Below are 13268 nucleotides of genomic sequence, written 5' to 3' on the forward strand. Positions count from 1 at the left end.
CAAAGCTGACGTAGTTTGAATTTGATTTTCGAAGAGTATTAGAAACATTTTATAAAGACCATCAACTCAAACCCTTCATATCGCCTGAACGAGATTTAGATGCTTGGCTCCTAAATCCTAAGCCCGTTCCCAAACGAAATATCAAGAATTTTAAGAACGATATCTACTAATTAATTTATAAAATATGAATTAATAGATTCTAAATAGGGGAATAATTTAGTTCTGTAAAAATTAACTTCTACACCTACAAAGCTTATTCTGACAGACTTTATAACAGTTTAAGAAAAAAGTAGAGATTCATACAGTATCTAGATTTTCCAAAAATTCTTTATCATCAAATATTATTAACGAAACTATCCAAACCAAATTCGATACATTGCTTCAAAGAATTCTTTAGTTGTTTGACTAGCCAGAGCTTTTATTAAAAAATTTTTTCAAATAATTGCCACCTTGGCACATAAATTCTTGCTTTCCAAATTTAAATGTGATATATTTATAACATAAAATTTAAATGTTATATATTTATAACACAAAAAAGGAGTCTATCATGAAAAAAAGTCAAAAAATGCGTGGCCTCATTGCAATGATTGCCGTAGCTCTCTTTATTGATTTTATTGTTTTATTTGGTTCTAATCTTAGTTGGGGACCCAAGTTAGTTATTACTGGTATTTCAGTGTCAGGTCAAATTGTAGCTATTTGGAGCTGGCTACATAAGAGCCAGAAAGGTAAGGGAAAGATTATTTTTGACTTGTCTGCTAAACTTTACACGATACTTGTGTTTGCAGCAAGCATTTTTTATACAGTAGGGATTTGGGTTGCGACCCCAAGCGTAAGTTCTGGTATTAAAGAATGGATTTTAGGAATTGGCCTCGTTATTGAAGTGATTGTATTTGGTTTTTTCTCTTTGAAAAATGTCAAGGAAACTCCGGACGAACGCTTTTATGCTAATTTAGCAAAGACAGCTAGCTTGATGTTTGTTTTTATACTAGGTACACTGATGATCCTATCAGTTATCATTGGGTATATGGGGTCTCTCACTCTTTACATGGGACAGATATTTATTAGCATAGCTGTCTTGATTTGCATCTTTGCGGTTGTCTATCTTATCTTGGAACGTAGAGGATAAGCATGGCCAAAGAAAGCAAGATTATTACTAATCTCAAATCTGTTCGTGAGTCCACAGGCATGACCCAGCAGGAGTTAGCCGACCGCATCGGCATGCGACGCGAGACAATTCTGCACTTGGAAAATAACCGTTACAATCCTTCGCTGGAAATGGCTCTTAAAATTGCTCAAGTTTTTAATCTAAAAGTAGAAGACCTCTTTGAACTCAGACAGCAAGAGGAAGCATAATTCTTTTCGAGACCTAGTATTAAGTTCACTGATTAATTAGGAATCGAAGCCAAAAGAAAAAATCCTTTGAAAATGTGCTCTTTTAAAATATAGTAATTCTTTCGAATTAACGTTTACTAATTATGATGCTTTACGAGCTTTCTTAAGATCTGGTTTCCTAAATACTTTGAGTACACTTATGGTATTGATAACCCTAAACATCTAAAAACTCTGGTAGAAAAAGGGTATGCTCTTGTCGAAACTTCTTTTGACTCACTTGACCATCTAAATACTACCATGAAAATGAATATTCTGAAAAGCAAGGGAATTACAGGACTTTCTAAAATGAAGGCTACCGATCTGGAGCAAGCCCTTCATGACCATTTTTCAGAAGAAGAATTAGCAATCGTGGCTACGAATTGACTCCAAAGGGGGAGCAGATACTGGAACAATACAAGGGAATTATCGACCGTCATCCAAAGAAAAATCTCTAAGCAAGCGATTTTTGGATTGACTTTCTCTAAAACTACCTTGTCACTAACATTTGAAATCCACTTCCTTTTAGGGTACAATGGTAGAAATGAATTTTTGAGAGGAATAGAATGAAAAAACTAGCAACCCTTCTTTTACTATCAACTGTAGCCCTAGCTGGATGTAGCAGCATCCAACGCAGTCTGCGTGGTAATGACTATGTTGATTCTAGCTTGGCCGCTGAGGAAAGCTCCAAGGCAGCAGCCCAATCTGCCAAGGAGTTAAACGATGCCTTAACAAACGAAAACGCCAATTTCCCACAACTATCTAAAGAAGTTGCTGAGGACGAGGCTGAAGTGATTCTCCACACAAGTCAAGGAGATATCCGTATCAAACTCTTCCCTAAACTCGCTCCTCTAGCAGTTGAAAACTTCCTTACTCATGCCAAAGAAGGCTACTATAACGGTATTACCTTCCACCGTGTCATCGATGGATTTATGATCCAAACCGGAGATCCCAAAGGAGACGGTACAGGTGGTCAGTCCATCTGGCATGACAAGGATAAGACTAAAGACAAGGGAACTGGTTTCAAAAACGAGATTACTCCTTATTTGTATAACATCCGTGGTGCTCTTTCTATGGCTAATACTGGTCAACCAAACACCAATGGTAGCCAGTTCTTCATCAACCAAAATTCTACAGATATCTCTGCTAAACTCCCTACAAGCAAGTATCCAAAGAAAATCATCGAAGCCTACAAAGAAGGTGGAAACCCTAGTCTAGATGGCAAACACCCAGTCTTTGGTCAAGTGATTGACGGTATGGATGTTGTGGATAAGATTGCCAAAGCCGAAAAAGATGAAAAAGACAAGCCAACTACTGCTATCACAATCAATAGCATCGAAGTGGTGAAAGACTACAATTTTAAATCTTAAAAACCAAAAAAATACAGTATCCACATTCGGTACTGTATTTCTTTTACTCTCATTCTTAAGTTAAATTATTAAAATCCCAGATTTGGTCCATCCAGCCTTCATAGAAGTCTGGTTCGTGGCAGACCATAAGAATAGATCCCTTGTATTCTTTAAGAGCGCGTTTGAGTTCATCCTTGGCATCCACATCCAAGTGGTTGGTTGGCTCGTCCAGCACTAAAACGTTGTTTTCACGATTCATCAAGAGACAGAAACGCACTTTTGCTTGTTCCCCACCTGACAAGACCTGAATTTGACTTTCGATATGCTTAGTTGTCAAACCACAACGGGCAAGGGCTGCACGAACTTCTGCTTGGTTGAGAGCTGGAAAGGCATTCCAAACAGCTTCAAGAGGAGTTTGGCGATTACCGCCTTCTACTTCCTGTTCAAAATAACCGAGTTCTAGGTAGTCACCGCGTTCAACTTCCCCAGCAATAGGTGGGATAATGCCCAATAGGGACTTCAAGAGAGTTGTTTTCCCGATACCATTTGCCCCGATAATAGCAACCTTTTGATTACGTTCAAAGGTAAGATTTAAAGGCTTGGTCAGAGGACGATCATAACCAATTTGCAAATCCTTGGCTTGGAAAATAAAGCGCCCTGGTGTACGAGCCGGTTTGAAATCAAAGGATGGTTTTGGTTTCTCACTTTGCAGTTCGATAATATCCATCTTATCCAATTTCTTCTGACGGGACATGGCCATGTTTCGTGTTGCAACACGCGCTTTGTTTCGAGCTACGAAGTCCTTGAGGTCTGCAATCTCTTTCTGCTGACGTTCGTAGGCTGCCTCTAGCTGAGATTTCTTCATAGCATAGACTTCTTGGAACTGGTAGTAGTCACCAGAATAACGCGTCAGCTGTTGATTTTCCACATGGTAGACAATATTAATCACATCGTTCAGGAAGGGAATATCGTGTGAAATAAGAACAAAGGCATTTTCATAGTTTTGGAGATAGCGCTTGAGCCAGTCAATATGCTCAGCATCCAAGTAGTTGGTCGGCTCGTCCAACAGCAAGATATCAGGCTTTTCAAGGAGAAGTTTTGCCAAAAGCACCTTGGTTCTTTGTCCACCTGACAAAGAAGTTACATCCGTATCCATGCCAAAGTCCATAACACCAAGGGCACGTGCCACTTCATCAATCTTAGCATCCAAGGTGTAGAAATCACGACTCTCCAGACGATCTTGGAGTTCTCCCACTTCTTCCATGAGAGCATCAACATCCGCACCGTCTTCAGCCATTTCCATATAGAGGTCATTGATACGGACTTCTGCTTTGAAAAGCTCATCAAAAGCAGTACGGAGAACATCGCGCACCGACTGCCCTTCAGCAAGGACGGAGTGCTGATCCAAGTAACCAGCGGTCACATATTTGGACCACTCAACCTTCCCTTCATCTGGCAGCATTTTACCAGTCACGATACTCATAAAGGTTGATTTTCCTTCACCATTGGCACCGACCAGGCCAATATGTTCTCCCTTGAGGAGACGGAAGGACACATCTTCAAAAATTGCACGGTCACCAAAACCGTGACTCAGATTTTTAACTTCTAAAATACTCATTTTAATTCCTTATCTTGTTTTTATGTAATCGTTTATAGAGGAGCCAAGCCAGATAGCCACCTAAGGTATTGGTCCACAAATCATCAATCTCAAAGACACGATTGAAATCAAAGAAAAAGTCCAAGACTAACTGCGTACACTCGATTCCAAGACTCACTAGAAAACTGAACAAAATCACTTTTCTTGTTTTCCGCAAATTTGGAAGGAGATAAAGGAGTTGGAAAACAAGAGGACAAAGCAAGAATACATTGAGGATATTTTGTAGAAAAATCCAACATAATTGTCCTATGTCACTCACCTCACCCAGTTTCCAGAGAGAATTGAAAGGAGTCAAAAGAAAAACCAGGCGTCCAAGATGCTGAATACCTGGAGTTTCCACCCCCACAGGAGAATGTTCTTGAGGAGTAAAGCAAAAGTAAACGATACAAATACTATAGAAAATGACTCCCCAGACCAAAACATGATTATAAGTCTTCTTCATCATTAAGGATTGACTGCTGCTACTGCTTTCTGGCGGTCACGTTTCATTGTATTGGAACGCAATTGTCCACAAGCTGCATCAATATCAGTACCATGCTCTTGACGAACAACACAGTTAACCCCTTTTTTCTTAAGCGTATCATAGAAGGCCAGGACGCGCTCTTTAGGACTACGGCTATATTGGTCATGCTCACTAACTGGATTGTAAGGAATCAAGTTTACATAAGACAATTTCTTGATATTCTTGAGCAATTCAGCCAATTCCAAGGCTTGTTCTACACCGTCATTAACCTCATTGAGCATGATATACTCAAAGGTCACACGGCGATTGGTTGTTTCGATGTAGTACTCAATAGCAGCAAAGAGTTTTTCAATCGGAAAGGCACGGTTAATCTTCATGATACTTGAGCGCAGTTCATTATTAGGTGCATGAAGGGAAACGGCAAGATTGACCTGAACACCTTCATTAGCAAAATCACGAATTTTATGGGCCAAACCTGAGGTTGAAACCGTAATGTGACGAGCACCGATGGCCATTCCCTTGTCATCATTGATAGTACGAACGAAATTCAAGACATTGTTGTAGTTATCAAATGGTTCACCAATCCCCATGACAACGATATGGCTGACGCGTTCGTCCTGACCACGCTCATCAAAGTATTTCTGAACCAGCATGATTTGCGCTACGATTTCACCGTTATTGAGGTCACGTTGTTTCTTAATCAAACCAGAAGCACAGAAGGTACAACCGATATTACAGCCGACCTGAGTGGTCACACAGACTGACAAACCATAGTGTTGACGCATGAGTACTGTCTCAATCAACATACCATCTGGCAATTCAAAAAGATATTTAACTGTCCCATCAGCAGACTCTTGAACGATACGTTGTTTCAAGGGATTAACCACAAACTGGTCATTAAGCTTAGCAATCAAATCCTTGGAAAGGTTAGTCATCTCTTCAAATGACTGGACACGTTTACGGTAAAGCCATTCCCAGATTTGATCTGCACGGAATTTCTTTTCTCCCTGCTCCAATACCCATTCCTGCATGGTTTGACGTGTTAAACTATAAATTGACGGTTTCATTTTTTCTCCTTATTCTCTACTCACTTCTGACGAATGACAAAATGACGTTGCCCCTTGTCCTCTTTCTGAGAATGCTGGTCTTTCTGACGACGTCTATTTTTCTTATCTGCATTCGGTTTTCGTTTGGTTTGAGTCGGTTTCTTTCCTTTTCTAGAAGGTGTTTCTTCTTCCTTCTTACGCATTTTCTTGTCAAACGATGCTCGCTTAGGGGCTTCATTTTCTAAGACAAAATAGGCACAACCATAACTACAATACTCTAAAAGGTAGTCTTGTAAACGACTGATTTTTTCAAGTTTTTCATCTGTTCGGTCATCCTTGTAAAAACCTCGTAGGCGAAGCTGTTCGTTGCTCCAGTCCCCCACGATATAATCAAACTTGGTTAAGACTTCTGAAAAACGCTGATTAAAAGCCGTCACATCAAAGGCATCCTTGATATTTTCCACCAAGGAAAAAGCTATCCCTTCCGTTTCAACCTTGTCCCCGTGTAAATGAAACTCAGGACCAGGAAACTTGTTATAGTTGTATAATTCAGGTGCAATTTCTTTTCGCATAGATATCCTTTTTTCACGATTACTTAATACTTTATTCTACCATAATTTCTATCAGTTAGCACGTTTCTCATAAAAATGAAAAAAGTCTGACGATTTTGTCAGACCAAAATAATATAACCTTAAAAAGAGAAGAACAATTCTTCCCTCCAACTATCATTATTTAGCAGCTGCGTACAATTCATCTACTTTGTTCCAGTTGATCACTGAGAAGAAAGCTTTGATGTAGTCAGGACGCACGTTGCGGTATTTCACGTAGTAAGCATGTTCCCAAACGTCCAAGCCCAAGATTGGTTTTTTACCTTCTGAGATTGGTGTGTCTTGGTTTGCTGTTGAAGTCACTTCAAGCTTCCCTTCTTTGTTGACAACAAACCATGCCCAGCCAGAACCAAAACGAGTTGTTGCTGCTGCAGTGAAGGCTGCTTGGAAGTCTTCAAATGAACCAAATGTTGCATCGATTGCTGCTGCAAGTTCTGCCGATGGAGCTGTTTTTTCAGGAGTCATCAATTCCCAGAAAAGAGCGTGGTTCAAGTGTCCGCCACCGTTGTTGATAAGTGCTTGACGGATATCAGCTGGAATAGATTCTACATCAGCAAGCAAGGCTTCAAGATCTTCACCGATTTCAGGGTGTTTTTCTAGAGCTGCATTGGCATTGTTGACATAAGTTTGATGGTGTTTGTCATGGTGCAAGTGCATTGTTTCCGCATCGATGTATGGTTCCAAAGCGTCGTATGCATATGGAAGTTCTGGTAAGATAATAGCCATCTGTAATACCTCTTTTTCTTTCTATATGAAAATGATAACGCAAACATTCACTTTTTTCAAGTTTTTTGCTTATAGATGAAGAAATCACTGAAATACTTTCTAATCATACTCTTCGAAAATTTCTTCAAACCGCGTCAACGTCGCCTTGCCGTAGATATGTTACTGACTTCGTCAGTCTTATCTACAACCTCAAAACAGTGTTTTGAGCTGACTTCGTCAGTTTCATCCGCGACCTCAAAAACATGTTTTGAGCTGACTTCGTCAGTCTTATCTACAACCTCAAAGCAGTGCTTTGAGCAACCTGCGACTAGTTTCCTAGTTTTCTCTTTGATTTTCATTGAGTATAAAATAAGCAAATCAGCAAGAAACCCACAACAAGATAATGTTGACGCGGGTTGTAGTTTCAAAAAAATGTCAATTGACCTGACTAGCAATCTGTAAGAGTGCCTTTTCAAAAAGGAAACCTTTTTCATAAAGACCTGTCTTAATCTGATAGTCTGTCTCAATCAAATAAGAAATAGCTTGCTTCAAAAAGCTCAAGGAAAGTCCTCGTGAATCCCTCAGCGCAAACTTAATCTGATAGGGATTTGGATTGCGTCCGAGAAAACTACCTAGACTACTTGCAATCTGAGATTCTGTTTGCCCAGACTCCGCCAAAATCTTCACCTGAGTAAAAGTCCGAAATTGTCCTAGCATGACTGCAATCAGTTTAATTTCATCTTCACCTTGCAAGGTCAAATCTCTAACCAAGTCACGCGCCTGATCCATCTTTTTAGTCAGAATAAACTGAGTTAAATCAAAAATATTGTCCTGTAAGGTCTTGGGAATTGCGTTGACAATATCCTCTTCCTCGATAACAGAGTCCATCTTATAGGACTGTAAAAAGAGGAGATTTTTCTGGATTTCGCTAAATTGAAAACCAGACTTGATGAGGAGATTTTCAAAAGAATGATTGCTAAACTGCAGACCTTGTTTCTGGCTCCACTTTTGGAAATACTGGCGCAATTCTTGTTCTTTGGCTTCTACTGCGTCAAAAACCTTAGCATCACGCTTCAGTAATTTAACCAATCGCCTTTTGCTATCCAGTTTTCCTTCCGCAAAGATCAACAACTTGGTTGTTGGTGAAGGGTTATCAAGGTATCCCTCAAATGACTTGAGTTCATCATCTGTTAAAAAGCGTTTCTTGGCTGTTGTGATATCGACAAAATGATCCAATATCACGATTTTCTCATCCGAAAAGAAAGGAAGGCTGACCAACTCCAGTTCCACATCCTTGTAAACTACTTCTTTCATATCAAAGTAGGCAAAGTTGAGGTCAGCAGAATCATAACCAATCTGTTTCAACACTTGACTCTTCATCACTTCAAACTGGCCCTGGTCTGTCCCTGTAAATAGGCTCAGACTAGGTAAATTTAATAAAGTCAACTTCTGACTTTCTTCAATGGCTAGCATCTTCTCTCCTTTCTTCTGATTTTTTAATGAATTTAGTCGATATAGCGTAATTTCCCACGGAAATCTTCTAGGCTTTCGTACCCTTTTTCCGCCATGATTTCTTTCAGTTCATTGGTAATGCGTTCGAAGGCACCGACGCCTTCTTTGTGAAGGGTAGTTCCCACCTGCACCATACTCGCTCCACAGAGGATATGTTCAAAGGCATCACGACCAGTCAAAACTCCACCTGTTCCGATTATTTGGATTTGAGGATTGAGACGTTGGTAGAAGGCGTGAACGTTAGCTAAAGCAGTTGGTTTAATATACTCCCCACCAATGCCCCCAAATCCATTTTTAGGACGAATAACGACGGACTCATCTTCTATATAAAGGCCGTTTCCGATAGAGTTAACGCAGTTGACAAACTTGAGCGGATATTTGTTGAAAATAGCTGCCGCTTGGTCAAAGTGAACAATGTCAAAATATGGTGGCAATTTAATTCCAAGAGGTTTGGTGAAGTAGGCAAACACCTCTGCCAAAATCCGGTCGGTTGTCTCAAAATCATAGGCAATCTGAGGTTTTCCTGGCACATTTGGACAAGAAAGGTTTAGCTCAGTCAGACCACAAAATTCACTCTCTTGGACTTTTTTCAAGATAGTATGGGTTTCCTCTGGAGACATACCGACCAGAGATAAGAAGAAAGTTCGGTTCGGCTCTTTTTCCTGCAAATCCAAAAGGTAGTCCAAATAATAGTCTAAGCCATTATTCGGCAAGCCCATAGAGTTGATAGAACCAAGTGGAACATCTTGATAACGTGGTTCAGGATTTCCCTGACGAAAGTCCAAGGTCGCTGTCTTTGTGACAAAGGTTCCTGCAACTGAGTTTTTAACCCCTTCTAGCTCCTCTATCGTCATACAAGCCACACCCGCCGCATTCATCAAGCAGTTGTCAAACTCAAAACCAGCAATTTGTGTTTTCGTTGATACCATGATTCTGATCCTCCAGATTCCTTTTATTGCTAATATTATACCATATTTTCAGATTTTCTCTTTAAGAAAGGCATTTATAAGAAAAACGTTCGTTTTTTATCTACTTTCAAAAAATCCCAAAAACTAAATTGAAAGAATTTTTAGAAAATTTTTGTTTTTTCTCTTTACAGTTAAAAAAAATTCTGCTATAATGACACACATAATTAAATTAGAATTTAAGGAGAACGATATGACATCTGCTAAAGAATATATCCAAAGCGTGTTTGAAACTGTAAAAGCTCGTAACGGGCACGAGGCTGAATTCCTCCAAGCTGTTGAAGAATTTTTCAACACTTTAGAACCTGTATTTGAAAAACACCCTGAGTATATCGAAGAAAATATCTTGGCACGTATCACTGAGCCAGAACGCGTGATTTCTTTCCGTGTTCCTTGGGTTGACCGTGATGGAAACATTCAAGTAAACCGTGGTTACCGTGTTCAATTCAACTCAGCTGTTGGACCATACAAAGGCGGACTTCGTTTCCACCCAACTGTTAACCAAGGGATTTTGAAATTCCTCGGATTTGAACAAATCTTCAAAAACGTCTTAACTGGACTTCCTATCGGTGGAGGTAAAGGTGGATCAGACTTCGATCCTAAAGGTAAAACAGATGCAGAAGTGATGCGCTTCTGCCAAAGCTTCATGACTGAATTGCAAAAACACATCGGACCATCACTTGACGTACCTGCTGGTGATATCGGTGTTGGTGGACGTGAAATTGGTTACCTTTACGGTCAATACAAACGCCTTAACCAATTTGATGCTGGTGTCTTGACTGGTAAACCTCTTGGATTTGGTGGTAGCTTGATTCGTCCAGAAGCAACTGGTTATGGTTTGGTTTACTACACTGAAGAAATGCTCAAAGCTAACGGTAATAGCTTTGCTGGTAAGAAAGTCGTTATTTCAGGTTCTGGTAACGTAGCTCAATACGCTCTTCAAAAAGCGACTGAACTTGGTGCAACTGTTATCTCTGTATCTGACTCAAATGGTTATGTCATCGATGAAAATGGTATCGACTTCGATCTTTTGGTTGATGTTAAAGAAAAACGTCGCGCTCGTTTGACTGAGTATGCAGCTGAGAAAGCAACCGCTACTTATCATGAAGGTTCTGTATGGACTTACGCTGGAAACTATGATATCGCGCTTCCATGTGCGACTCAAAACGAAATCAACGGTGAAGCAGCTAAACGTTTGGTTGCTCAAGGCGTTATCTGTGTATCTGAAGGTGCCAACATGCCAAGCGACCTTGAGGCCATCAAAGTTTACAAAGAAAATGGTATCTTCTATGGACCTGCCAAAGCTGCCAACGCTGGTGGTGTAGCCGTTTCAGCTCTTGAAATGAGCCAAAATAGCCTTCGCCTTTCATGGACTCGTGAAGAAGTTGATGGCCGTCTCAAAGACATCATGACAAACATCTTCAACACAGCTAAAACAACTTCAGAAACATACGGTCTTGATAAAGACTACCTTGCAGGAGCTAACATTGCTGCCTTTGAAAATGTAGCAAACGCTATGATTGCACAAGGTATTGTTTAAGATTCATTTGCTTAATCCTCAATCGCTTCGATTGGGGATTTTTATGTTGAATCCAAAAAACTCACCATTAACAGTGAGTTTTAACATCAGAATTTATTTTACTTTCATTAGGGCAGATGACAAACACTCAACAATCTCATCAACTGTTTCATCGATGTTTATAGTTCCTTCATCATTCAACATCATGGGAATAAGATAAGAAAAACTCAATGCTAAAATGTATCGAACAATTCTTTCATTTGACCAATTTAGAATAAGTCCTTTTTCTTTAAATTGATTTAAAACAGGGCTAATTGGTTCTATTATAGATTGAACAATAATATTTCCTAACTGGATAGAAAGATTTTTATCAATAAAAGAACGCCCCAAGAGAATTTTAACATGCATTTGATTCTTCTGAATAAAAAAGAGCCTATCTCGAACAATACTTTTTAAAAAGAAGGGAAAAGTTTCTTGATCTACTGTGAATTTCTTTTCTGAGAAATCCGCAATTACTTCTGGAATAACCTGTTCTAGAAAAGTAGATAAAATGGCTTCTAAAATACCTTCCTTTGTTTTAAAGTAACTAAAAACAGTTCCTTCTGACACTCCAGCACGTTCGGCAATAAGGCTGGACGTTGTATTCTCAAATCCAATTTCTGAGAATAATTTTAAGCTTGATAATAATACTCGACGTTGTTTCAAGCTCAAGTTGCTAACTTCTAACGTCTGAGCATACTTTTGTTCTAAACTTTCCATCGCTAGCACCTCTCTTCTACTCTCTTACTTTTACGACTTTTTTGCCTCGACTGTGTCCCATTTTCAGACTACGATAGGCTTCTCTAACTGACTTTAGAGAAAAGTCATACACTTGATCAATTTTCAGCTGAACCTTCCCGTCTGAGACCATTTCAGCTAAAGTGCTAAAATCATCATATGTGGAATGTCTCGGACCAGTAAACTGAGCACCTTTTATCATAACATAGGGCGAAGGTACTAATGTCCCAATAGTTGTCCCCTTCAAGCCTAAACTAAAAGCCAATCTAACATAATCAGATCCATAACAATCCAAAAATTTTGTAATAGGAGTTGGACTAGCTGATAGAAGAGCCTTCTTGATATTATCTTCGTAACTTACTGGTATGGCACCTAAAGACTTCAGATACTCTGCATTTTTCTTACTTGCGATTCCGATTACTTTCGCCCCCTTAGCAACTGCATACTGTACTGCAATACTTCCAATACCTCCTGCTGCAGCTGAAATAACAACAGTATCTCTTGAATTTAAACCGATTCTTCTAAAAGCCCCACCTACAGTTAGAGCAGCTACTCCCATAGTAGCTGCGTGAGTCATGTCGATCATCTCTGGTTTCAATACAATTTCTGATTCATTGACACAAATTTCTGTTGCTAAAGCTCCCCTCTTAGTTCCCAAACCAGGATCACTAATTATTGTTCCAAACACCTTGTCTCCTACTGAAAACCTAGTTACTTCATTTCCAACTTCTGTAATAACTCCAGAAAAATCTCTCCCCACACCTCTTGGAAATAAAAATGATTTAGATTCAAACCAACTACTTGGTTTCCTTAATTTCGTTATAAAAGATAGAAATCGAAGGGGTTTCGCTCCCTCAAAAGTTTTATAATCAATAGGATTTAAACCAACAGCATGAACTTCTACTCTCACCTGATTTACATCCAAGGCTGTAGAGTCGATCTTCAGCAAATCCAAGACCTCTTCGTTACCGAAACGACTGTACTCTATTGCTTTAACAACCATTTCTTTACTCCTTAATTTCGCAAAAATTGAGTGAACACTCATTTTTATAAATTATACTCTTAATTTGTAAGAAAATCAATATTATCATTTGATAACGATTTATGACTTGATAAAAAATATCCATCATTTCGATTTACCAATATGATTCTTTCAATCTAACTCTCCTCACTTTTAAAGATTCCTTTCCCTTTTTTGCCCCCTGACACATAAAAATAAAAGAGTCTGGGACAATAGTCTCTTATGTCCCCAAAAAAGCAACGGATTTGCCGTTGCTTTTTTGCATGGTTGCGATAGAC

General features: G+C 39.3%; 13 protein-coding genes. 4 read left to right on the forward strand and 9 right to left on the reverse strand.

The window, feature by feature from the left end; all coding sequences use genetic code 11:
* Positions 1-547 precede the first annotated feature (547 nt).
* The 3 genes from HMPREF1048_RS03915 (at position 548) to HMPREF1048_RS03930 (ending at position 2738) form a co-directional block, all read left to right on the forward strand.
* Entirely contained in the window at positions 548-1126 is a 579-nt protein-coding gene (locus HMPREF1048_RS03915) for a hypothetical protein (protein WP_000749554.1), read from the forward strand.
* 2 nt (positions 1127-1128) lie between these two features.
* Positions 1129-1353, forward strand: coding sequence for a helix-turn-helix transcriptional regulator (locus HMPREF1048_RS03920; RefSeq protein ID WP_001041101.1), 225 nt, complete (start codon positions 1129-1131; stop codon positions 1351-1353).
* 581 nt (positions 1354-1934) lie between these two features.
* Positions 1935-2738 (forward strand): peptidylprolyl isomerase, encoded by an 804-nt coding sequence (locus HMPREF1048_RS03930; RefSeq protein WP_000731915.1) that lies wholly within the window; start codon positions 1935-1937, stop codon positions 2736-2738.
* Between the two features lie 55 nt (positions 2739-2793).
* On the opposite strand, the gene HMPREF1048_RS03935 is transcribed toward HMPREF1048_RS03930, so the two are convergent.
* The 7 genes from HMPREF1048_RS03935 to HMPREF1048_RS03965 all read right to left on the reverse strand — a co-directional run bounded on the left by HMPREF1048_RS03935 (position 2794) and on the right by HMPREF1048_RS03965 (position 9637).
* Positions 2794-4335: an ABC-F family ATP-binding cassette domain-containing protein gene (locus HMPREF1048_RS03935; protein WP_000025383.1), complete on the reverse strand. Its 1542-nt coding sequence runs from the start codon at positions 4333-4335 to the stop codon at positions 2794-2796.
* Position 4336: 1 nt separating this feature from the next.
* On the reverse strand, positions 4337-4819 hold the full coding sequence (locus tag HMPREF1048_RS03940; RefSeq protein WP_000976723.1) for a VanZ family protein: 483 nt from the start codon (positions 4817-4819) through the stop codon (positions 4337-4339).
* The gene (rlmN, locus tag HMPREF1048_RS03945) at positions 4819-5904 is read right to left on the reverse strand and encodes a dual-specificity RNA methyltransferase RlmN (protein ID WP_000804760.1); all 1086 of its coding nucleotides are present in this window, start codon (positions 5902-5904) and stop codon (positions 4819-4821) included. Before rlmN ends, HMPREF1048_RS03940 begins: the two co-directional genes overlap by 1 nt.
* A 20-nt stretch (positions 5905-5924) precedes the next feature.
* Complete coding sequence (locus HMPREF1048_RS03950; RefSeq protein WP_001224341.1) at positions 5925-6455, reverse strand: YutD family protein; 531 nt, start codon at positions 6453-6455, stop codon at positions 5925-5927.
* 156 nt (positions 6456-6611) lie between these two features.
* Positions 6612-7217, reverse strand: a complete 606-nt coding sequence (sodA, locus tag HMPREF1048_RS03955; protein WP_000974745.1) for a superoxide dismutase SodA — start codon at positions 7215-7217, stop codon at positions 6612-6614.
* 414 nt (positions 7218-7631) lie between these two features.
* Complete coding sequence (holA, locus tag HMPREF1048_RS03960; RefSeq protein WP_000879634.1) at positions 7632-8669, reverse strand: DNA polymerase III subunit delta; 1038 nt, start codon at positions 8667-8669, stop codon at positions 7632-7634.
* 32 nt (positions 8670-8701) lie between these two features.
* Positions 8702-9637, reverse strand: a complete 936-nt coding sequence (locus HMPREF1048_RS03965; RefSeq protein ID WP_000255186.1) for a dihydroorotate oxidase — start codon at positions 9635-9637, stop codon at positions 8702-8704.
* Between the two features lie 229 nt (positions 9638-9866).
* Here HMPREF1048_RS03965 and gdhA point away from each other — a divergent pair, with 229 nt between their 5' ends.
* Positions 9867-11213, forward strand: a complete 1347-nt coding sequence (gdhA, locus tag HMPREF1048_RS03970; protein ID WP_000199546.1) for an NADP-specific glutamate dehydrogenase — start codon at positions 9867-9869, stop codon at positions 11211-11213.
* Between the two features lie 93 nt (positions 11214-11306).
* On the opposite strand, the gene HMPREF1048_RS03975 is transcribed toward gdhA, so the two are convergent.
* Positions 11307-11951, reverse strand: a complete 645-nt coding sequence (locus HMPREF1048_RS03975; RefSeq protein ID WP_000444598.1) for a TetR/AcrR family transcriptional regulator — start codon at positions 11949-11951, stop codon at positions 11307-11309.
* A 16-nt stretch (positions 11952-11967) separates the two neighbouring features.
* Positions 11968-12972, reverse strand: a complete 1005-nt coding sequence (locus HMPREF1048_RS03980; protein ID WP_000260425.1) for an NADP-dependent oxidoreductase — start codon at positions 12970-12972, stop codon at positions 11968-11970.
* Positions 12973-13268: the final 296 nt, after the last annotated feature.

The sequence above is a fragment of the Streptococcus mitis SK575 genome (assembly GCF_000257865.1).
In the GTDB taxonomy this organism is placed as follows: domain Bacteria; phylum Bacillota; class Bacilli; order Lactobacillales; family Streptococcaceae; genus Streptococcus; species Streptococcus mitis_CQ.